The organism is Marinobacter segnicrescens, assembly GCF_900111555.1.
GTDB lineage: Bacteria > Pseudomonadota > Gammaproteobacteria > Pseudomonadales > Oleiphilaceae > Marinobacter > Marinobacter segnicrescens.
In genome coordinates this window covers 52,523-74,832 of record NZ_FOHZ01000012.1, presented here as the reverse complement: position 1 = coordinate 74,832, position 22,310 = coordinate 52,523, and the positions used below count along the sequence as shown (strand labels likewise).

18 protein-coding genes are annotated in these 22,310 nt (G+C 62.2%); 13 read left to right on the top strand and 5 right to left on the bottom strand.

What is annotated here, in order from left to right:
• Positions 1-15: 15 nt before the first annotated feature.
• Complete coding sequence (locus BM036_RS12665; RefSeq protein WP_091852734.1) at positions 16-750, bottom strand: LytR/AlgR family response regulator transcription factor; 735 nt, start codon at positions 748-750, stop codon at positions 16-18.
• Positions 747-1,820, bottom strand: a complete 1,074-nt coding sequence (locus BM036_RS12660; RefSeq protein WP_091852731.1) for a sensor histidine kinase — start codon at positions 1,818-1,820, stop codon at positions 747-749. The genes BM036_RS12665 and BM036_RS12660 overlap by 4 nt, the downstream gene beginning before the upstream one ends.
• A gap of 91 nt (positions 1,821-1,911) precedes the next feature.
• Here BM036_RS12660 and argH point away from each other — a divergent pair, with 91 nt between their 5' ends.
• Positions 1,912-3,306, top strand: a complete 1,395-nt coding sequence (argH, locus tag BM036_RS12655; RefSeq protein WP_091852728.1) for an argininosuccinate lyase — start codon at positions 1,912-1,914, stop codon at positions 3,304-3,306.
• 42 nt (positions 3,307-3,348) lie between these two features.
• On the opposite strand, the gene BM036_RS12650 is transcribed toward argH, so the two are convergent.
• Positions 3,349-3,996 carry an EAL domain-containing protein gene (locus BM036_RS12650; RefSeq protein WP_091852725.1) on the bottom strand — a complete coding sequence of 216 codons (648 nt, stop codon included), beginning with the start codon at positions 3,994-3,996 and terminating at the stop codon, positions 3,349-3,351.
• A gap of 152 nt (positions 3,997-4,148) precedes the next feature.
• Here BM036_RS12650 and BM036_RS19915 point away from each other — a divergent pair, with 152 nt between their 5' ends.
• The 9 genes from BM036_RS19915 to BM036_RS12605 all read left to right on the top strand — a co-directional run bounded on the left by BM036_RS19915 (position 4,149) and on the right by BM036_RS12605 (position 16,395).
• Positions 4,149-4,337, top strand: a complete 189-nt coding sequence (locus tag BM036_RS19915; RefSeq protein ID WP_143066610.1) for a hypothetical protein — start codon at positions 4,149-4,151, stop codon at positions 4,335-4,337.
• Between the two features lie 393 nt (positions 4,338-4,730).
• On the top strand, positions 4,731-7,607 hold the full coding sequence (locus tag BM036_RS12640; RefSeq protein WP_091852719.1) for a class I adenylate cyclase: 2,877 nt from the start codon (positions 4,731-4,733) through the stop codon (positions 7,605-7,607).
• A gap of 117 nt (positions 7,608-7,724) precedes the next feature.
• Entirely contained in the window at positions 7,725-7,871 is a 147-nt protein-coding gene (lptM, locus tag BM036_RS12635) for an LPS translocon maturation chaperone LptM (protein WP_091852716.1), read from the top strand.
• 12 nt (positions 7,872-7,883) lie between these two features.
• Entirely contained in the window at positions 7,884-9,137 is a 1,254-nt protein-coding gene (gene lysA / locus BM036_RS12630) for a diaminopimelate decarboxylase (protein ID WP_091852713.1), read from the top strand.
• Positions 9,138-9,144: 7 nt separating this feature from the next.
• Positions 9,145-10,080 (top strand): diaminopimelate epimerase, encoded by a 936-nt coding sequence (gene dapF / locus BM036_RS12625; protein WP_091852837.1) that lies wholly within the window; start codon positions 9,145-9,147, stop codon positions 10,078-10,080.
• A 79-nt stretch (positions 10,081-10,159) separates the two neighbouring features.
• On the top strand, positions 10,160-10,870 hold the full coding sequence (locus tag BM036_RS12620) for a DUF484 family protein (protein WP_091852833.1): 711 nt from the start codon (positions 10,160-10,162) through the stop codon (positions 10,868-10,870).
• Between the two features lie 40 nt (positions 10,871-10,910).
• Positions 10,911-11,873, top strand: a complete 963-nt coding sequence (gene xerC, locus BM036_RS12615) for a tyrosine recombinase XerC (RefSeq protein WP_091852710.1) — start codon at positions 10,911-10,913, stop codon at positions 11,871-11,873.
• Between the two features lie 92 nt (positions 11,874-11,965).
• The gene (locus tag BM036_RS12610; protein ID WP_091852707.1) at positions 11,966-13,615 is read left to right on the top strand and encodes a GGDEF domain-containing protein; all 1,650 of its coding nucleotides are present in this window, start codon (positions 11,966-11,968) and stop codon (positions 13,613-13,615) included.
• Positions 13,615-16,395: an ATP-binding protein gene (locus BM036_RS12605; RefSeq protein WP_091852704.1), complete on the top strand. Its 2,781-nt coding sequence runs from the start codon at positions 13,615-13,617 to the stop codon at positions 16,393-16,395. Before BM036_RS12610 ends, BM036_RS12605 begins: the two co-directional genes overlap by 1 nt.
• Positions 16,396-16,408: 13 nt before the next feature.
• Here BM036_RS12605 and BM036_RS12600 read toward each other — a convergent pair whose 3' ends face one another.
• Positions 16,409-16,777, bottom strand: a complete 369-nt coding sequence (locus BM036_RS12600) for a hypothetical protein (protein ID WP_091852701.1) — start codon at positions 16,775-16,777, stop codon at positions 16,409-16,411.
• A 261-nt stretch (positions 16,778-17,038) separates the two neighbouring features.
• On the opposite strand from BM036_RS12600, the gene BM036_RS12595 reads away from it, so the two are divergent.
• A complete protein-coding gene (locus tag BM036_RS12595) occupies positions 17,039-17,650 on the top strand; it encodes a hypothetical protein (RefSeq protein WP_091852698.1) in 612 nt (203 codons plus the stop codon).
• A gap of 33 nt (positions 17,651-17,683) precedes the next feature.
• Positions 17,684-19,942 carry a patatin-like phospholipase family protein gene (locus BM036_RS12590; RefSeq protein WP_320108773.1) on the top strand — a complete coding sequence of 753 codons (2,259 nt, stop codon included), beginning with the start codon at positions 17,684-17,686 and terminating at the stop codon, positions 19,940-19,942.
• 13 nt (positions 19,943-19,955) lie between these two features.
• On the opposite strand, the gene cls is transcribed toward BM036_RS12590, so the two are convergent.
• On the bottom strand, positions 19,956-21,386 hold the full coding sequence (gene cls, locus BM036_RS12585) for a cardiolipin synthase (protein WP_091852695.1): 1,431 nt from the start codon (positions 21,384-21,386) through the stop codon (positions 19,956-19,958).
• 123 nt (positions 21,387-21,509) lie between these two features.
• On the opposite strand from cls, the gene BM036_RS12580 reads away from it, so the two are divergent.
• The gene (locus BM036_RS12580) at positions 21,510-22,301 is read left to right on the top strand and encodes an alpha/beta fold hydrolase (RefSeq protein ID WP_091852692.1); all 792 of its coding nucleotides are present in this window, start codon (positions 21,510-21,512) and stop codon (positions 22,299-22,301) included.
• Positions 22,302-22,310 lie beyond the last annotated feature (9 nt).

Genomic DNA, 22,310 nt, shown 5'->3' with positions numbered 1-22,310 from the left:
CGAAAAGTCCCGTATTCAGAGCTCCCGCAGCCGCTGACGGACCCGTGCAACATGCCTCCGGCTGACCGGCAGGGTGTCTGTGAGGTCGGTCAGTCGGAGCTGGCATGTGCCGTCATCGAGTCGCTCCAGGGCGCGGACATAGCGGGTGCCCACCAGGGTATTGCGGTGGATGCGCAGCAACTGGTCCGGAAAACGCTGCTCCAGGGCCTTGAGACTGAGGTCCGTCAGGGTTTCGCCCTTATCATGGTGCAGGGTGACGTATTTCTGGTCAGCCTCGCAATACCTCACCTGGGTCATGTCCACCAGCTCTGTGCCCCGGGCGCTGGTCACACTCAGGTGATGGCTCTCGTCCGGTCGGGCCCTGAGGGCCTGCAGCTGTGCCCGGTTGAGGCGCTCCGCCCGCCCCAGGGCATCCGCCAGCGCCTGCTGGCGTACCGGTTTGAGCAGGTACGCCGCCGCCTGCACCTCGAAGGCGCGAATGGCGTATTCGTCGTAAGCGGTGCAGAAAATGATGGCGGGCGGATCCGTCTGGGTGGCAAGGCTCTCGGCCACGTCCAACCCGTCGCCCCCCGGCATGCGAATGTCCAGCAGCACCACATCGGGAGTATGGCCGGCCACCGCCGTAAGCACCTCGGAGCCGGTGGCTGCCTCCGCGACGACCTGGTAGCCCTCGATCCCTTCGATCATGCGTTGCAGCCGTTCCCGGGCCAGGGGCTCGTCGTCGGCAATGAGTACGCGTAGCTGGTTCATCGGCTTGTGCCTGTGGTTTGCCAGGGGAGTCTCAGGGTCACCGTGTAAAGCTCACCCTGATGGCTGTGCTTGAGCACCGCGGTTTCGCCGAACAGGGCCTGGATGCGGGCCTGGATGTTACGGATGGCTACCCGGTTGCCCTGATGATTGCTGGCGCCGCTGTCCGGTTTCGGATTCTGCACCAGCAGGTAAACGTACTGCCCGCTGCGCTGGCTTTCAATAACCACCGTGCCACCCTCGGGGCGGGGCTGGATGCCATGGTAGATGGCATTTTCCACCAGTGGTTGCAGTGTCAGGGGCGGGATCGCCTGGTCATTCAGGGCATCATCGGTGCGCCAGTCCACCCTAAGTCGCTCGCCGAGGCGTAGCTGCTCCAGTGCCAGGTAGCGACGGCACAGGGCCAGTTCTTCCTTCAGCGGGACCAGCCGTTCGCTGGTGTTAAGGGATGCCCTGAACAGTTCGGACAGGTCCAGTACCGCATCTTCCGCCTGCTCCGGGCGGGTGCCGATCAGGCTGGCAATGGTGTTCATGCTGTTGAACAGGAAGTGGGGGTGAATGCGGGCCTGCAGTGCGGTCAGCCGGTAGGTCATTTCGGCCTGTTTCTGCTGGCGCCACTGATGCTGAAGATAGAAATAGCGCAGCACCATCAGGGTGGCGATCACCGCAATGAGCAGGCTTTTCCCCACGGCCTGCCATTGGGCGGCGGTTTCCCCGGGGTAGAGGAAACGGGTTGCCACGCCACTGAATAACAACACGTCAGCGATGACCAGGATCACCATGGCGAGGGTGGCGCGGGTGGTTGTCAGGCCTGTCAGCCAGGGTCGGGCGAGGCAGATCAGGGCGGCGCTGGTGAGAACGGTCCACTGCACCAGCAGTGACACGAGGCCAAAGTAGTTCCAGTCGATCCACTGGCCCCGGGCGTGGGCCATGGCCAGCAGCATCACCATCAGTTCGCTGCTGATTACCAGCATGAATACCGAGCGTACCCGGCAGAGGTCCGGCACAAAAAAGCCGGACACGCCCCCGTTAGAACTGTCCTGGTCCGGATTTTTACTATGGCCGGTGGTCATGCGGGTGAGAGTCCTCTCCGGGGTGTTATAATCCGCTCACATTTTTCGCACCCGGACCATTCTGCCGGGCAGTCAGCAGGAAAGATACACCATGACCGATCCGAACAAGAGTTCCGAAAAGCCCTGGGGCGGCCGATTCAGCGAGCCAACCGACGCATTTGTGGAGAAGTTCACGGCTTCCGTGGCCTTTGATCAGCGCCTTTACCACCACGACATCCGCGGCTCCATCGCCCACGCCACCATGCTGGCCGAGGTGGGGGTGCTGACCGTCGAGGAAAGGGACCAGATCATCGAAGGCCTGGAAGCGGTCCGCGCCGAGATCGAAAGAGGGGAGTTTCCCTGGTCCGTGAGCCTCGAAGACGTCCATATGAATATCGAGGCCCGACTCACTGACCGTATTGGCATCACCGGCAAGAAGCTCCACACAGGCCGAAGCCGAAATGACCAGGTGGCCACGGATATCCGCCTGTACCTGCGTGACGAGATTGATGCCATTGCCGAGGAGCTTACCCGTCTGCGAGCCGGTCTGTTGGACCTGGCGGAACGCGAGGCTGACACGATAATGCCGGGCTTCACCCACCTGCAAACCGCTCAGCCGGTCACTTTCGGTCATCACCTGCTGGCCTGGGCCGAGATGCTGGAGCGGGACGCAGAACGCCTGCAGGACTGCCGCAAACGGGTCAACGTCATGCCCCTGGGCGCCGCTGCGCTGGCTGGCACCACCTATCCCATCGACCGGGCCATGACCGCACAGCTGCTGGGCTTTGACCGGCCCACCGAGAACTCCCTGGACTCGGTCAGTGACCGGGATTTCGCTATCGAGTTCTGCAGTTTCGCGGCGCTGCTGATGACCCACCTGTCCCGCTTCAGCGAAGAGTTGGTGCTTTGGACCTCAGCCCAGTTCGACTTCATCGACCTGCCGGATCGTTTCTGCACCGGCTCCTCCATCATGCCCCAGAAGAAGAATCCGGACGTGCCGGAACTGGTGCGGGGCAAGACCGGCCGGGTCAATGGCCACCTGATCAGCTTGCTGACCCTGATGAAGAGCCAGCCCCTGGCCTATAACAAGGACAACCAGGAAGACAAGGAGCCGCTGTTCGACACCGTCGATACCGTCAAGGGCTGCCTGCGGGCCTACGCTGACATGGTGCCGGCCATCACCTCGAAGGCGGACAATATGCGTGAGGCGGCCCGCCGGGGTTTCTCCACCGCTACCGACCTGGCCGATTACCTAGTGAAAAAGGGCGTCGCTTTCCGGGATGCCCACGAAATCGTAGGCAAGGCCGTGGCACTGGGTGTGGCAGAGAAAAAAGACCTCTCGGAAATGACCCTGGAAGAGCTGCAGCAGTTCTCCGGCACGATTGATGGGGATGTCTTCGATGTGCTGACACTGGAAGGTTCGGTACAGGCCCGTGATCACCTCGGCGGTACGGCCCCGGATCAGGTCAGCGCGGCCGCAGGCAGGGCACGCGCACGTCTGGGTTGATTCCGGGAACAGCCATTGAAGGGGCAGGGACGCCCCGTGGAATCAGGCGATGGCGCCTGCTGACTGTCCGCCGGTGTCGCTGACAAGCTGCTTCAGTGGCCGGGGTGCACTGACATGGCGCCCCTGGATGAAATGCACGCCCAGGGTCTGTACCCGCCGGCGCGCAATATCGTTCTCAACGCTGGTTGCAATGGTGACCTTGCCGGTGGTGTTGGCGATGCGTTGCAGCGCTTCCGCCATCACCAGGTGGGTGGGCTCATCGTGGAGTCCGTCCAACAGCTCGGGAGCCAGCTTGATGTAGTCGACCGGCAGCCGGCCGGCCAGGCGGTAGCTTTCCATACTGGTGCCAGCACCATCCAGGGCTGTTTTGCAGCCCAGTTGTCGAAGCATGCGACAGAGCTGCCGGCACTCTGCCGTGAAGTTGATGGCATGTTGGGCGGGAATCTCGAAGCACAGGCTCGCCGGATCAAGCCCGGTTTTTTCCAGAGCCCGACCGATGAAGGCGGGCAGGGTGCGATCCTGGAGGGAGCCGCGGGACAGGTTGAAGCCGCAGTACCCCAGGGCGCTCGCCAGGTCCGGGTGGCGGTAAAGGTGGCAGAGTGTCTGCTTGATCACCTGCCGGTCCAGCCTGCGGGACAGCTCGAATCGTTCGATCAGGGGCAGGAATTCCCGGGGGGGGCATGTCAGCATCGTCCCGGTTAGTGCCCCGCAACCGTGCCAGTATCTCCAGGCCCAGCCCGATGTCAGGATGATTCATGGCCCTTATGGGCTGGTACTCGAGGGGCAATCCTCCCGTGGCAAGGCATTCCCTGATATGAGCCAGCAGGGCCTTGGTGCGGGCGATGTCTTCGCGGTCTGAGGGGCGGGGCGCGGCTGTGACAGGCTTTTTCGGCACGGGCCGGGTGGTGGCTGACGCTGCCAGTGGCGACGTCCTGCCATGGCTGACCTTGCGGACGACGACCCTGGCTGCCATGAAGTACCCGCCGCTGTGGCGGAAAGTGACGGTGAGTGGCCGGCCGCTGTCATGGTAGCTGGCATAGTCCGGGCTCAGTGGATTGTCCTCGGGGGAGGCTATCAACTGTTTAAGGGGGCGGCCGTCGATTTCACTGTTGCTGTAACCCAGCACCAGCGACAGGTTGGGGTCCGTTCCTGTTACCTTGCCGTCCTGGCCGATTGTCAGAACGGTCGTCACACCTTCGCCGGCACCAGGGCGGTGGCGGCAGATGACGAGCTCATTCACGTCAGAGTACTCCTGTAAGATTTTCTCTTATTATTCTCTGGCGCCCAAAGCCGGGTACCTGATTGAGGGTCAACCGTGACCTTTGCGATGCGTAGTCTGGTAGGCTGTCCATGTGCCAAGCCCGTCACATTGTACAGGTTAAACACGGAAAGAAAACGTCTCAGTTCCGGAGTGTAGTCAAAGCGTGCAGGATAAGCCTGTTTTTGTCGATTTTTCTGAAGGTGTCGATCGCAAGGTACTGAAAGCGATCACTTCTCGCTTTTGCGCCCTTAACCGGATTCGGCTGGACCGTGCCCGCTCTGCGCTGACCTGGCACCAGCAAATCGTGCTTGACCTGCTTCCCCTGGTGTTTCACCTCAACCATCCCGCCTTGCCGGGCTACCATGCCGGCGAGTGTGCCCATGGGCTGGACCGGTATGAGCCGTCTGAGAAGGCCGTGCAGGCTGCCCAGCGTATTGCCCGTTCGTTCCGCCCTGGAGCGCGCAAAACCACTGCTGAACTGACCGGGCTGTTCCTGATGGGCAGCCCAGGCTCCCTGGGACATTCTGTGGCGAGTGACCTGGATGTCTGGGTTTGCCATCGCCCGGACCTGCCCCCACAGCGGTTGGAGGCGCTTCGCCAGAAAGCACTGCGGCTTTCCGGGTGGGCGGCAGAGTTCGGCCTGGAGCTTAACCTGTTCGTTTTCAGTGCCGAGGACTTCCGTCAGGGCCGGGGTGCGGCGGAGGTGAGTACCGAAGACTGTGGCAGTGCCCAGCACTACCTGCTGCTGGATGAGTTCTACCGCACTGCCATACACCTTGGTGGACGTTATCCGCTCTGGTGGCTGATCCCGGCGCAGGAGGAGGGGCGCTATGAGGAGCTCACCCGGTTCCTGCTGGATAACCGCTTTGTACGCTCTGATGAATACCTGGATTTCGGGGCCGTGCCCTCGGTTCCGGTAAGTGAGTTTCTGGGTGCCGGTGTCTGGCAGCTTTACAAGGGAATTGAGTCGCCCTGGAAGTCCCTGCTTAAACTGTTGCTGATCGAATGCTACGCCAGGGACCGGGATCAGGGCCTGTTGTCCGCACGGTTCAAGCGGGCGGTTTACGAGGGCAGTGCGGATATCGACGCTACAGACCCCTATGTGATGCTGTACCGCCACCTGGAGCAATGGTTGCTGGCAATGGAAGCGCCGGGCCGGCTGGACCTGGTCCGGCGGGCGTTATACCTGAAAAGCGGGCTTCCGTTGACCCGTGCGGCGGAGATGTCGGGTCACTGGCAGGGCCAGATACTCGACCAGCTGGTCACGGAGTGGGGCTGGGGGCGCGACACCCTCACCGAACTGGATAACCGCCACCAGTGGCGGGTTGAGCAGGTGATGGCCCTGCGCCGCCGCGTTGTGTCCGAGCTTACCCACAGTTACCGGTTACTTTCCCGTATGGCGCGAACCGGTTCTGCGCCCTCGGCCATCAGCGCGGTGGACCTGAACCTGCTCGGGCGGAAGCTGTATGCCGCCTTCCAGCGCAAGGCCGGCAAGGTTGAACTGGTCAACCCGGGCATTGCCCCGTCCCTGGCGGAGGAGAACCTGGCTTTCTGGCATGGCCTATCGCCGGGGCGGGCAGTCGCTGCTGATGGCTGGCGATTGTTCCGCAACCTGGACACCCAGTCAGCGGTGGACGGGCAGCCTGTCATCCGCAAGGCGGGCAGCCTGGTGGAACTGGTCACATGGTGTCACTGCAACCGCCTGCTGACGCCGGCCACAAGGCTCAATATGCGCCAGGAAGTCCCTGATGGGGACAGTGGTGGAACCCGACTGAGTGTCAGCGATCTGCGGAGTATGGCCAGGTTTGTAAGCTCTCACCTTGGTACCCTGACGCCGGCAAGCAGGGACGCCCTGATGGCACCGGCCCGGCCCGAGGTGCACCTGCTTCTGGTCAATGTGGGGGTGGACCCACAGGCCAGTCTGACCGAGCGTGGGCTGCACAAGTTGAGTGGACGCCACGACTCCCTCGGTTTCAGCGGTGGTCGCGACAACCTGGTGGCCACCATCGAACAGGTGTCTCTGAACACCTGGCATGAAGTCAGCCTGCAACGCTATCTGACCGGTGATGCCCTGCTTCAGTGCCTCAAGAACATGCTTGCGCTGGTGGCCAGGTCGCCGGCGCGACCACCGAGGGTCGAGGTCTGGTGTGCCGGGGGCAGCCACGCTGCAGCGATTACCCGTCGCATCCGGGAACTGGTGGACGATGTGACTCGTCAGTTCTTTGCCGGTGGCGCAGGACCGCACCCCCTGCGTTATCTGATCAAGGTGGACCAGCGTTGGTTTGTGCTGCGATTTGACGGGCACGAGCCGGGTTTCACCGGGCTGGCAAACGACCGGGAACTCATGGATTACCTGGCCCGGCCCCAGCAGGTCTACTCGCCGGTTGTTCCAGATCGCTACGCGCTGCAGGAAGATCCCGCCTTCAGGGAGGTCTGCCGGGCTTGCCAGCCAGATGTGGTCCAGATGTTCTGGCAGCAGAGTGGCAAGTGGCTGCGGTTCTGGGTGGCGGATGAAACCGGCTCACTGTATGGCTGGCGCCAGCCTCGTTCCGGTAGCCGCCGGCAAGCACTGGTACCTTTGATGCGGTTCCTTGAAAAGTTGGCTGAGAAGCGCCGGCTCCGGCAAATGGCGGGCAGCGCCCGTGAAGACACGGAGCTGGTTTGTGCCGAAGTGGTGCTGGAAGCCGGCGAGGCCCGCCTTGAACGTACACCGCTGCCACCGGAGTCCCTGTCACTGGAGGCCATGGAACTTCAGGCCACAGGCGTTCAGCAGGGGGATGGCAGCATCAGGTTTGACCTGTACTGCGACGAGGAAGCTTTCACCGTTGAGGAATATGGCGAGTTCCAGATGGCGGCAGTTGCCGATTACATCCGCCAGCGACGCAGAGGTGGTGATTCCTACCCGGTGCATCTGACGGACCTGCACCTGCCCAACGACCTGGACCCGCAGATGTGGCAGCAGGAGCTGCAGACCTGCCAGTACGTCTGGTACCGGCACCGGCTGCAACGGGAGCTGACCGAGGCCCTGGCCCGCGCCTGACTGTACCGGAGGCTCGCTCTGGCGGACGCCGGTCAGGTATACTAGCCGGCTACTTTCATGGTGTGGCCAGGCCTGCTGATGGCTGGGCCCGCCGCCGGATGACGCAGGATATTTGCGATGCCGAGAACTGCAATTTGCCTGGTGGTAATGGCGCTGCTGGCGGGGCTGAGCGCCGGCTGCGGCCAGAAAGGTCCGCTGGAGCGCCCCCCCGCCGAACCGGCTGCCATAGAGTCCCGGGCCGGCGGCGACACCGAAAACCGTTAACAGGACCCTTTCATGGATCAGTTCAGCTATCGTGACGGCCAGCTCTTTGCCGAGCAGGTGGCCGTGGCCGACATTGCCCGGGACTTCGGTACGCCTGCGTATGTCTATTCCCGTGCAGCCTTTGAGAATCACTACCGCGCCTACGACGAGGCGCTTGCCGGTCGCCCACACCTGGTCTGCTACGCGGTCAAGGCCAACAGCAACCTGGCGGTCCTGAACGTGCTGGCGCGGCTGGGCGCCGGCTTCGATATTGTCTCGGTAGGAGAGCTTGAGCGTGTGCTCCGGGCCGGCGGTGATCCGTCCAGGATTGTCTTCTCCGGGGTGGGCAAGCAGCCCCATGAGATGCGCCGTGCGCTGGAAGTTGGCGTTCGCTGTTTTAACGTAGAGTCAGACGCCGAGCTGGATCGTCTCAATGCGGTAGCCGGCGACCTCGGGGTCAAGGCGCCGGTTTCCCTGCGGGTCAACCCGGATGTTGATGCGGGCACCCACCCCTATATTTCCACGGGGCTTAAAGAAAACAAGTTCGGAATTGATATTACCGATGCGCCCAGGGTCTATGCCCGCGCTGCAGCCATGCCGCACCTGGATGTGCAGGGTGTTGACTGCCATATTGGCTCCCAGCTCACGACCGTGGAGCCATTCCTCGATGCCCTTGACCGCGTGCTTGCGCTGGTTGACGCCCTGGCCGAAGACGGCATCACCATTCGCCACCTGGACATGGGCGGTGGCCTGGGTGTCACCTATGACCAGGAGCAGCCGCCATCCCCCGGGGACTATATCCGGGCAATGCTGGGGCGTATCGGCGATCGGGAGCTGGAACTGGTGCTTGAGCCGGGGCGTTCGATTGCCGCCAATGCCGGCATCATGCTGACCCGGGTGGAGTTCCTGAAGTGCACCGAACACCGTAACTTTGCCATTATCGACGGTGCCATGAACGATATGATCCGCCCGGCCCTGTACAGCGCCTGGCAGGCCATTATTCCGGTACAACCCCGCACTGATGTAGCCGAGCAGAGCTGGGACCTGGTCGGTCCGGTCTGTGAAACCGGCGACTTTCTGGGCAAGGATCGTCGTCTCGCGCTGGCACCGGGAGACCTGCTGGCAGTCCGCTCCGCTGGTGCCTATGGTTTTGTCATGAGTTCCAACTACAACAGCCGTAACCGCCCACCGGAGCTTATGGTGGACGGAGACCGGGTCTACGTGGTTCGCGAGCGGGAAACCCTGGAGGACCAGCTTCGCCACGAACATTGCCTGCCCGATGAGTGAGGATGCGATGACGGGAGCAAGACGCAGCCAGGGCCCGCTGTTGTCCTTCACCAAGATGCACGGTCTGGGCAACGATTTCATGGTGGTTGACGCCATCAGCCAGCCATTTCGCTTGCGCCCGGAGATGATCCGCAAGCTGGCGGACCGACACTTTGGTGTAGGGTTCGACCAGTTGTTGGTGGTGGAACCGCCGGGTTTGCCGGACGTGGACTTCCGCTACCGCATCTTCAATGCGGACGGCTCCGAGGTGGAGCAGTGTGGCAATGGGGCTCGTTGTTTCGCGCGCTTTGTGCGGGATCAGCGGCTCACCAACCGTCGGGTTATTCGTGTGCAGACCGCCGGAGGCGTCATTGAGTTGCGGGTAGGCCGTGAGGGCTGGGTTACCGTTAATATGGGCGTTCCGGAACTGAATCCCGCAGCCATCCCCTTCGCCGCAGATGAGCGTCAGGTAGTTTATCCCATAGATGTGGATGGCCAGTCGGTGGAATTGTCCGCCGTCTCCATGGGCAATCCCCATGGCGTGCTGCTGGTGGATGACGTGGACAAGGCCCCGGTGGAAACCCTCGGACCGCTGCTGGAACGTCACCCGCGATTTCCGGCCCGGGCCAATATCGGCTTCCTTCAGATAATCGATCGTGGCCGCGCCCGGCTGAGGGTGTTCGAGCGGGGTTCTGGTGAAACCCTGGCCTGCGGCACCGGTGCCTGTGCCGCTGTGGTGGCCGGCCAGTTGCGGGGATTGCTGGATAATCAGGTGCGCATCACACTGCCGGGGGGTGACCTGGTCATCGAATGGCAGGGGGAGGGGGCCCCTGTTATGATGGAAGGACCGACCGCACGGGTGTTTGATGGCCAGATCCGCCTGCCCGCCGAACCGAACCAGCGCCGGAGAAACCGGCGGCCTTCGGGTCGTCAGCCGGAACGCAGGTCGCCGGGCAACCGGTAGTGCCCCGTCGGCCGATACACAGTCACCGGCCCGCCAGAAGGCCGTCGCAACAACAGGGGAACCTCCAGTGGATGCAACCATGACCGCCGAGCAGGTCGCCGAGTACCTGCGGAATAATCCGGATTTCTTCGTCGGCCGGGATGAGCTGCTGCGCTCACTGACCTTGCCCCACGACAGCGGGCGCGCGATTTCCCTCGTGGAGCGCCAGGTGCACCTGTACCGGGAACAGAGGGATACCCTGCGCCACGAGTTGGTAGAGCTGGTTTCCATTGCCCGCCAGAACGACCGGCTGTTTGAAAAGAGCAAACGTCTGCTGATGCAGGTGATTGAAGCCCGCAACCTGACCGAAATGGCCGCCGCCATCGACGACAGCATCCGGGGTGATTTCGGCCTGGATGCCGCCTCCGTGATGCTGGTGGGTGGCGAGCTTCCTGCCGGCAGTACAACGGGGGCACTGCATGTTGTTTCCGAAGCGGATGCGGAAAAAAACCTGGGCGCCCTTCTCGATGGCGACCGGGCCGTGTGCGGTCAGTTCCGTGAGGCAGACCGTAACTTCCTGTTCCCCGGCCGTGACGAGCCGGTGGCGTCGGTGGCGCTGGTACCCCTGCGTACGGACCGTCTGATCGGGGTGTTTGCAGTGGGCAGCTGTCAGCCGGGCTATTTTGACCAGAGCATGGGCTCCCTCTTCCTGTCCTACATCAGTGATACCCTGAGCCGATTGCTGCCGCCCATGCTGCAACGCCACCGCCAGGTAGAGCCGGTGCTCGATGCGGTGGCCGAATCCCGCTGATGGGGTGCGGTCGGGAGCGGCTAACCCCGGGGACCGAGCAATGACCGGCAGTGAATCGCAAACCCAGCTGTTGGAGCCGGTGGAGGCGTTTCTTCATTACCTGGCTGCCGAGCGCCGGCAGTCCCCCCATACCTGCAGCGCCTATCGACGTGACCTGACCCGGTTGATGGACTGGCTGTCGTCTCAGGTGGCGACCCTTACCCGGTGGGACCAGCTGATGGTGGCGGATGTGCGTCGCTATGCGGCCACCCTGAACCGCGAGGGTTTGTCCGGCCGCAGTATTGCGCGTGCCCTGTCCGCTATCAGGCGCTTCTTTGATTACCTGATCCGCGAGCACCGGCTGGGCAGTAATCCTGCGCTGGATGTGAGAGCTCCCCGCAGCGGCCGGCGCCTGCCGGTGGCCGCCGACGCGGACCAGCTCGCTCACCTGTTCGACACCAGTCCGGAAGGCCCGTTGGATGTGCGGGACCTGGCCATGTTCGAGCTGTTCTACTCCTCCGGTTTGCGGTTGTCTGAACTGACCGGGCTGGACCTGCGGGACCTTGACCTGAAGGCAGCGGAAGTCCGGGTGCTGGGTAAGGGCAGTCGTGAGCGACTCTTGCCAGTGGGGCGCAAGGCCCAGGCGGCCCTTCGCGATTGGCTGGGGCAGCGCCCGGCGCTGGCCGCAAATGGCGAGCCTGCATTGTTTGTCAGTCAGCGGGGTTCCCGCCTCAGCACCCGCAGTGTCCAGCAGCGGCTGGATCGCTGGGGCCAGCGCTGTGGTGCTGACCAGCACCTGCATCCGCATCTGTTACGGCATTCCTTCGCCAGTCACCTGCTGGAATCCAGTGGTGACCTGAGAGCCGTACAGGAGCTGTTGGGCCATGCCGACATTGCCACCACCCAGGTCTATACCCACCTGGACTTCCAGCACCTGGCCCAGGTCTATGACCGGGCCCATCCCCGTGCCCGCCGGCGTTCCCGGACCGAACCTGCTGCACAGGGCGACCCGGATGCACCATAATACTCCCCAGCGGTGCCCCGGGTGGTTAGTCGGCCCACGCACCACTCCACCCGTAAGTGACAACAACCGGTAAAGGCGACACAGGACCGAGCATGACATCGAACAAAAGCCAACCCTCCTCCGACGATGGTAGCGAAGCCGAGCTTCGCTACCAGGTGGAGCGGCTGCTGGCCCGGGCCAGCCTGGTGTCCCAGGGGCTGGACAGCCAGCTCGATAAGGTGCTTTCGGAGCTGCGACAGTACCTGCGAGGCCAGGAACGAAGTCCTGATCGCCTGCGGGGGTTCCAGGAGCGGCTTGATAGTGAGCTGGAGCGCCTGGATGACCATGTCGGACGTGAGCGGCGCGACGCTGCAAGGGTTCTGGGAAGGCTGCTGGACACCGCAGGGCGCAGCAGCCTGGCCGGTGCCGGTGATCTCAAGCGCCTGTCCCGGGAGCTGGGCCCGCGGGGGCTACCCAGGGAAGCGTTGCTGCCCTGGATTGAGTCATTCGCCGACGCAGTCGAGCAGGCCCTTCCCGGAAATGGTACCGGCGGTGAACGTAGCCCGGGGCTGCTGGGGCGGTTTTTCCAGCGCGGTGCATCAGAACGCTCGCAGAGCCAGGCCAGTGACTTGGCGCCTCCAGATGGCGAACTGGACCTGGAAACGGCTGATAACCTTCCCCCGGAGGATGATGACCAGTCCCAGCGCCTGAGAATCGCGCGTCGTGTGGGTGAGCTGATGGGGCGGGTGATGCATCAGGTGGAATTGCCACCAGACACCCATCGCCGGGCGGCGCTACTGAAGGCCCGCCTGTCGGACCAGCAGGACTGGGCGTTGTTGCGCCAGAGCCTGGACGAGACGGCGGACCTTGTGATTGCCGTCGTCAGTCATAGCCAGAGGGAATTCCAGGGCTTTCTTCAGCGGCTCGATGAACGACTATCGTCGTTGCACGTGCACGTTACTGACCAGACCGATGCCATGGCCGGCCGGCAGTCAGCGGCAGAGGCAATGGAGCAGACGGTACAGGGTGAACTCAGTGAGCTGGGGCACTCCCTGGTGCAGCACTCAGACCTGGAAGGCTTGCGCGCGTCAGTGTCGCGCCATATCGAACGCATTGCCAGTACGGTACAGGTTTACCGGGTCCGGGAGCAGGAGCGGGATGAGCAACTGGCAGACCAGATGGAAGCCATGCGTGAAAAACTGGTGGCCATGGAGACCCATTGTGAGCAGGTTCGTGAACAGCTGGCGCAGGAGCGCGCGCGGGCACTGACCGATATCCTCACCCAACTGCCCAACCGGGAATCCTGGGATGAGCGGCTTCGCTTTGAGCACGAGCGCTGGCAACGTTACGGCCATCCGGTCGCCCTGGCGGTGCTGGATATTGACAATTTCAAACAGGTTAACGACTCCTTTGGCCACAAGGCCGGTGACCGGGTTATCCAGCTGGTGGCCAGGGCGCTGCGGGAACGCCTCAGAACGACCGACTTTGTCGCCCGATATGGCGGTGAGGAGTTCGTGGTGTTGCTGCCGGAAACCTCCCTGGACCAGGCCATCCGGGTGATCGACAGCTTGCGGCAACATGTGGCGGAGATGCCCTTCCACTTTCAGCGCAGACCGGTGGCGGTGACCTTCTCCGCCGGGGTTTCCTGGTTCCGGGAAGGCAGTGCCCCGGATCGGGTGTTTGACGAGGCCGACAAGGCCTTGTACCAGGCCAAGTCCGATGGTCGCAACCGGGTTGTCGGTGCCAGGGGGCTGACCTGGTGATGAAGCTTCAGGCCCCGCTCGCCGTATTGCTGATACTGGCATTTTCCTTCCCGGCCGGAGCCGATCCCCAGCCGCCGACACTCTGGCCGGTTCTGGGTGCCGATCAGCTGGCCCTGGTTGAGCAAATCGAAACCCTGAATGTGGCGGTCTTCGCCGATCAGACACCGCTGGCGTTTACTACCGCCGAGGGCTGGCTCGCCGGTACCTATGTGGATTACCTGACGCTGATCGCCGCCAAGTTGCGGGTGGGCCTGGAGGTGGAGCCATTACCGTCGGGCCGGGACACGCCTTCCTGGACTGAGGGGCAAGCTGCCATTCGGATCAGCGCCCGACGCCCCGATGCACCCGTCCCGGAGGGCTGGCGACGCAGCCAGCCGCTGATGCAGGTTACCTATGGCGTTTTCTCGGACCCGGGAGATGCAAGCATCCGCAATCTGACGGACCTGGAGCGTCGTCGGGTAGCGCTGGTGGGCAAGGACGCCAACCAGTTTGCGCTGCTGGATGCTGTCAACGACTTTACCCCGGTACCGGTTACGTCGGTCAGCGAGGCGGTGTCCATGGTGTTGTCCGGCCAGGCCGACGCTTTTGTCGGCCCGGTACCGGTGGTGGTGGATTATCTTCAGTCTGCGCTGATCAATGGCGTGGCGCTGGTTGCGCTGCTGGATCAGCATCCGGTGGATGTGGTTCTTGAAGTCAGGGAGGAGCAAGCGCAGCTGCTGCCGGTTCTCGACAAGACCATTGCAGCCATCTCCCACACTGAGCACCGTCAAATTCGCTCCGCCTGGCTGCCAGAGGCCGTGGTAGAGGCGGGCCCGGCCGATGGTCTCACCCTGAGCGCCATTGAGAAGGAGTGGCTACGCCAGCACGGCCCCCTGCGGGTGGCCTATCGGGAGAACTGGCCACCCTTCGAGTTCACTGAGAATGGCAGTGCCCGGGGACTGGTCCCGGACCTGGTGCAGCGTATGGGTGACAACCTGGGGAGCCGGCTGGAGAAGCGGACCGTGTCTGACTGGACCGAGGCGGAACGTATGCTGCTAAACGGGGATATAGACATCCTGCCTGCGCTGCCGCGTACCCCTCGCCGTGAAGAAGACTTCCTTTTTACCCGTACCTACCTGACGCTGCCCATCGTGGTGGTTATCCGGGAAGACGGCCGGTTTATCGGTGATCTCAGGGAACTGCGGGAAGAGCGGGTCGGGGTCGTCAGCCAGCATGCCGCCCACGACTACCTGCTGATTAACCACCCGGACCTGAATATCTACCCGGTCAACACGGTGCAGGATGGCTTGCTGGCCCTCTCCAATGGCGATCTTGAAGTCATGGTTACCCATATTCCCGGGGTCAGTTACACGGTTGCCGAGCTGGGGCTCTCCAACCTTCGCATTACCAGCATTACCCCCTATGAATACGAGTTCCGGATGGCGGTGAACCGTAACCGGGGAGAGTTGGTGCGGATCCTTAACAAGGGGCTGGGCAATATTGGCACCGCCGAAAAGGATGAAATATACAATCGCTGGGTCTACCTGGACCTTGCGCAGGAAGAGGATTACACCGCCATCAAGCGGGTGGTCCTGATTGCCGTCGTAGTGGTGCTGATCTTCCTGTACTGGAACCGGAAACTGTCCCGGGAAGTGGACGAGCGCATCCGGTCGGAACATGCCCTGCGCCGCAGTGAAGACGAGTTACGGGCGGCCAAGCTGGAGGCAGAGCGGCTTGCCCGGGAGGCGGAGAGCGCGAACCGCGCCAAGAGTGAGTTCCTGGCCAACATGTCCCATGAGATCCGGACCCCGATGAATGCGGTCATCGGGTATAGCGACCTGCTCAGCAAAACCGTCAGCGACCCGCAACAGAAGCACTACCTGGATGCGATCCGCGCGAGCAGCCGCAGCCTGCTGATGCTCATCAATGACATCCTGGATCTGTCCCGCATCGAGGCGGGCAAGATGCGACTGGAATTCGGCCCGGTCAGCCTGCGCCGGATGCTGCAGGATGTACGGCATATCTTCGATCTTCGGGCGCGGGAGCATAACGTCAGCCTGGAGGTCAGCGTCGAGTCAGATATGCCTGCCGGCATGGTCTTGGATGAAACCCGCTTGCGGCAGGTGCTGTTCAACCTGGTGGGCAATGCCATCAAGTTCACCCATGAAGGCGGGGTAGCGGTCAGGGCCTCAGTTTCCGAGTCCCGGCAGGATGATGGGCGGGAGTTGTGCACCCTGAGTATTGCGGTGACAGACACGGGTATTGGTATCGCCGAGGACCAGCAGGAGCGGATCTTCGATGCTTTCGAGCAGCAGGAAGGGCAGAGTAGCCGTAAATACGGCGGCACCGGGCTGGGCCTGGCCATCAGCCGCAAGCTGGTGCGCATGATGGGTGGCGAGCTCAGCGTGGAGAGCCGGGAAGACAAGGGATCAACCTTTGTCGTCGTGCTGCCGGATGTAGAGATCGTACCCATGGAAGACGAGCCGGAGGAACAGCCCCAACTTGACCAGACTCCCATGACCGAAACGCTGGACATGCAAGAGCGCAGCTGGCTCAAGGAACAGCTGAAGGAAGATTTCGGTGATGAATGGTCCACGGTGCGTGAAAGCGGCGACCCCGAGCAGATGAGATACTTTGCGGCGCGGGTATTGAGTTGGGGCCAGCGTTACCGGTCCCGTGCGGTTACCCGCTACGCCGAGAAACTCATGGCCGACGTGGACGCGTTTAACCTGGATGCTATCAACGACGCGCTGGAGTCATTCCCGGGGTTGCTCGGTAGTGAGCCGCCTGCTGATCGATAGGCGCCGGTTTGGTTCAGGGTAGGCAGTCGTACTGGGAGTGACGGTCAAAGGCGACTGAAACCATGTCGTAGCCCTGTTGTGACAGGTCACTGATCAGGTCTTTATTGGTCAGCAAGGTGGTGCAGATCCGGTGAACACGGGCAATCTGTTTTTCCCGGGAGTTTTCCCCGTTGCTGCGGAAGTCCACGATAAGGTATTTACGGTCGACTCCGGAGGCCACCGGAATGTCTTCTCGTTCCACACTGTCGAAACCGATGTAGGTGAGTTCATTGTGCGGAAACAGCCGGGTCATCAGCAGGTCGATATTCTCTGCCTGGACTGGTGTGGCGGATAAGCTGATCAGCACACTGGCCAGGGTGAGCAGTGCGGAATGGCGGACCATTCGTAAATCTCCTCAAGGGATTGTGTCGTGTTACATTCTGTTACAGGAAGTATTGCAGAAGCTGGAGCTGGCCGCCGTCATTTTTTTGCGCATTTTTCAAGTTTTTACAAATCCAGGACCAGGATCTCGATTGCCTCTCGGTAATCGATGGCTGAATAGGCTTGCGCCTGGTATATGCGCCAAAAGTGGAGAGTCCGGACATGCGATTTATGGGTACGGGCGCTAGACTACAGCTAGTTACGGAAATTGAAAGGAACAACCATGTTTCAACTGATTTTCCGGGGTGAGTGTCAGCCCGGCACCGACGTACAGACAGCGCGGAATAATGCCCGCACCCTGTTCAAGGCTTCCGTTGAGCAGGTTGACCGGATGTTCAGTGGGCGTCCGGTCGTCATCCGGAACCGGCTGGAGCAGGAGCAGGCCGAAAAATACCGTGCGGTTCTCGCCCGCCATGGCATGGTGGCTTATGTGCAGCCCATGGCGACGGAGCAGCCAGCACCAGCGTCAGCGGAAGCTGCCTCGCCGGCCCGGATGGAACAGCCGTCAGCGAGCTCCGAAGAGCCACCCGCTGCGGGTGCCGGCCAGGCCCCCGCCAGGCAGCCGGGTCCGCGCATTGAGCCTGGTGATCGTCTGCCGGTTGCCGGCGAGAGGGCCGATGAGGTCCTGGCCGGATCCAGCCTGGGCCTGGATCCCGTCGGCACCCGCCTGGCGGAGGAAAGGGAAGCCCCGAGGCCGGTTTTCGAACACCTGGATGAGTGGACCATCGCGCCAGCCGGCTCCGACCTGGGCGTGGAACGGGAATTGCCACCACCGGTTGTTCCGGACGTCAGCCACCTGTCACTGGAAGAATCGCCGGAGGCCGGGAAGCACTGACTTCGCCCCGGACGATTATCAGGGAGTGACCAAGTGATTCATCCTGCCCGTCTGCCTGCGGTTGGCCCGCTTGTGCTGGCCATCACCTTGCTCATGGCCTTGTTCACGGCCATGCCGACCCACTCATCTGCTCACCCGGGGGCGCCCGCTGAGGACGGCAAAGAGCGCCCCGTTGTGGGTCTCGTCCTCAGTGGTGGTGGCGCCAAGGGCCTGGCCCACGTCGGCGTTCTGCGGGTGCTTGAAGAAATCCGGGTTCCGGTGGACCTGGTGGTGGGCACCAGCGCGGGTGCTGCCGTAGGCGCCCTCTATGCGCAGGGCATGCCCGTGGAAGCCATCGAGGATCGCATGCTGGAAATGGACTGGCTATCCAGTTTCCAGGATACACCGGGTCGCAGCTACCAGCCGGTCCGCCGCAAGGAAGACGGCTGGCGGTTCCCCGCCATTCCCGGTCTCGGTGTGGGGTTGGACGGATTTCGTGTGGGCCGGGGACTGATTTCTGGCCAGAACCTGAGCCTTATCCTTAACGACCTGACCCGGGAAGCCGCCCTGGTGAGGGATTTTGACCAGCTCCCCATCCCTTTCCGCGCAGTAGCCACCGACCTGGAAACCGGCGAGGAGGTTGTACTGGCGGATGGCAGCCTGGCCGAAGCGATACGGGCGAGTATGAGCATTCCGGGGGTCTATGCCCCGGTGAACCGGAATGGTCGCCTGTTGGTCGACGGGGGCGTCGCCAACAACCTGCCGGTCAGCGTGGCCCGGGAGCTGGGGGCAGATGTCGTCATTGTAGTGGATATCTCCGACGAGCCGGGCCGGGGTGAGAGCCTGACCCAGGCGTTTTCCGTTGTTAGCCAGCTCACCACCCTGATGACCCGGCGCAGCGTGGAGCAACAGCTCGCCTCCCTGCAGGATAACGACGTGCTGATTACCCCTGACCTGGCCGGGTTGGGCTCTGCTGACTTCTTCCAGGGGGCAGAGTTGATGGAGCTCGGGGCGACGGCGGCCCGGGAGCAGGCATCCGCTCTTAACAGGCTGGCGGCGGACGATGAGCAGTGGCGGCAGGAAATGGCTATGCGCACGTACCGCGGCTTTGAACCGGAAGTGATTTCGGATGTGATTATCCGCCAGGACAGCCGGCTGGCAGATCGTTTCCTGCGCGACCGGATTCGCCAGCAGGAGGGCGAGCCGCTGAACCAGCAACAACTGGAGGAAGACCTCAAGCGCATCTATGGCCTGGGTTACTACGAGAATGTCAGTTACAGCCTGAGCCCCGGGGACCATGGCTCGGTGTTGGAGATCCTGGTGCGGGAGAAGAGTTGGGGGCCGAATTATCTGAGCTTTGGCCTGGGCTATGAGGAAAACTTCGAGAGTGATACGCGCTTTAACGTGGCGGCATCACTGCGCATGACCCAGCTCAACCGCCTCGGTGGGGAGTGGCAAACCGGTGTGCAACTGGGCACCCAACCCTGGGTACGCACCGAGTGGTTCCAGCCCCTGGACTATGGTTACCGGCGGTTTGCGGTCGCGGGAGCGGAATATGAGAAGGACCGCTACAGTATCTTCGACCAGGATGGCGAACGTGTTGCCGAGGTGGATGTATCCAGCCGTCACCTGGACCTGGCTGTCGGTACGGAGCTGGGCGCCAACGCAGAACTGAGGGCCACCGTGGAGCGGGGCTACGCGCGGGTGGATGACCGTATTGGCGACAGCCCGGTCAGCGGTGACCGGATACAGCAGGGCAGCTGGAACCTGCGCATGGTCTATGACTCCCTGGACGACCCCTTCCTGCCGGAAAGTGGCTCGTTCGCTGGTGTCCGGGGGCGTTTCGAGCGGCCAGCCCTGGGGGCTGACAGCGAGTTTGACCGGACCGTTTTGCGGCTGGCGAAGGCGGGCCATCGGGGTGACTGGGTCGCTTCGGGTGAATTCTTTGCCAGTGTGGTGACCCGCGGCGAGGCCGGCATCGAAAACAATGTCCTGCTGGGTGGTTTTCGCCGCCTGTCAGCCTATGGGCAGGGGGAGGTGACCGGCCAGGACGCAGTACTGGGAACGGCCGTGCTATACCACAAGTTCGGTGGCCCCATCGTGCCCTTCTTTGTCGGCGCAGGTATGGAGGCGGGTAACGCCTGGGAAGATATTGGCGGTGCCCGGTGGGAGGACGTACTGACCTCGGGCACCGTTTTCGCCGGGTTCGATACGGTTATCGGCCCGGTCCAGGCGGCGCTGGCCTACAACAATGACGATCGCTGGGGCGTGTACCTGAATGTGGGGTATTCACTACGTCAGCTGTTCGACTGATTGTCCTGACGAATTACAGCAAGGGCGCCATTAGCCGAACCGATCGACAGGCCAGGCGGAACAGCAGTGACCGGTCCTCGTAATCAGCACGCTCCAGGGTGCGGCTGTTGGCCAGGTCAGCTTCAAGCATGGCTTCCACTTCGCTGACAAAGTCGGCTGCCGTTGAGAGGGCCGTGATCTCAAAGTTCAGGCGCATGGAGCGGTTATCCAGGTTGGCGGTGCCCACCGCTGCGTAGCGATCATCCACCAGTAAGGCTTTCTGGTGCATAAAGCCGGCATGGTACTGACAGATGCGGATGCCGCATTCGTTCGCAGTCACCAGGTAGGAATAGGCTGCCAGCCCGATGAGCAGGTGATCAGGTTTCTCCGGAATCAGGATGCGCACATCGACACCTCGCATCGCGGCCAGCTGCAGGGCATTCATGACCTGGAAGTCCGGTACGAAGTAGGGCGAGGCGATCCACAGCCGTTGCCGGGCATTGTTGATGCAGTTCAGGAAAAACAGGGTACACGTTTCCCACCGGTCTGCAGGGCTGCTGGGCAGGATCAGCACCTGCTGGTCGCCCCTTTGAGAGGGACTGGGCTGCCAGTTCAGCTCCGGGTTGTCACCTGTCGCCCAGTGCCAGTCTTCCAGCCAGGCCAGCTGGAGGCCCAGGGCCGCTGGGCCGGTAATCCGGCAGTGCGTGTCCCGCCAGGGTTCGACCCCCATATCGGTGCCCAGATACTCGTCCCCCAGGTTGATACCTCCCACAAAGCCCACCTTGCCGTCACACACCAGGATCTTGCGGTGGTTGCGGAAGTTGATCTGCAAACGACGCCGGCGGACATTGCCATCGCCAAACGATGCCACGCGGGCACCTGCGGCCTTCAGCGCTTTCAGGTAACGACCAGGCAGCCAGACACTGCCGATATCATCGTAGAGGAAGTAGACCCTGACCCCCTGGGCAAGCTTGCGCTTGAGGATATGCAGGATACGATTGCCGACCCGGTCAGAACGGACAATGTAGAATTCCAGCAGGATGTAATCGGTGGCGTTTTCCATGGCCTCGAACAGGGCGTCAAAGGTGGCATCACCGTTTTTCAGCAGGGTACAGTCATTGCCCCCTGTAAACGGTTGCCGGCCCAGGGTGGCGAGTACACTGAGCTCGTCGGGATTCTGGGCGTTGCCGGGGTAAGGCAGGGTTTCCGCCTGCTGTTCATATTGGGTCAGCAGGGGTTCGAGGGTACGATCGTTCAGTCGCCTGGCCTGTACGTAGCCGGCGAAGCGGTTGCGGCCGAACAGCAGGTACAGGGGCACCGCGATCCACGGCAGGCCGATCAGGCTGATAATCCAGGCGATGGCGCCCTGGGCTGTACGGTAACTGAGCAATATGCGGTAGACGCAAAACAGGGCAACCAGGTAGAGCCCGGCAACGGTTACCGCCAGCAGTGAAAAATCGGGCATGTGCTGTACTCTTGCAAACAGACCCTGCAACAATAGCAAACCCGGGCATCTCAAAGTATGGCGGCAGTATCGTGTTTTCCCGCCGGGGTCCGGCCAAACAAAAACAGGAAGAGCGAGGCATTCATGAGCGTCAGGTTACATCGTCGGATTTCTGGTGAAGGCAAACCCCTTTTGCTGCTGCACGGGTTGTTCGGTTCCCTTGAAAACCTGGGTGGCGTCAACCAGCGTCTCCAGGAGGTCCGGCAAATCCACGGCCTGGACCTGCGCAATCATGGCCGCTCTCCCCACACCGACTCCATGGACTATCCCTCCATGGCGGAAGACGTTATCGCCTATATGGACGAGCAGGGACTGGCGAAGGCCAGCCTTCTGGGGCACTCCATGGGAGGCAAGACCGCCATGCAGGTGGCCCTGAGTTACCCGGACCGGGTGGAGAAGGTGATCGTCGCAGATATTGCACCGGTGACCTACCACCCCCGTCACGATGCCATCCTGGAAGGCATGAAGAGCCTTGACCTGTCAGCAATTTCAACTCGTGGCGAGGCAGACAAGGCGCTGCAGGAATACGTGGAAACGCCGGAAGTGCGCATGTTCCTGCTGAAAAACCTGGTGCGGGTACCGGAAGAAGAGAAAGCCGATAACCCGAACGTCTTCCGTTGGCGCCTGAACCTTCCGGTCATCGAGGCCTGTTACCAGAACCTGGCGGACGCGCCGGAAGGTGATGGTCCCTTTGACGGACCGGTTCTGTTTATCAAGGGTGCTGATTCCGCCTATATCCAGCGCAAGCACCGCGAGCGCATCGATACCCTGTTTCCACAGGCGCGCATCGAGGAAATCGAGGGCACGGACCACTGGCTCCATGCCGAGAAGCCAGACGAGTTTGCCCGCCTCTGTCGTGAATTCCTGAAAGGCTGAGCCGCACCA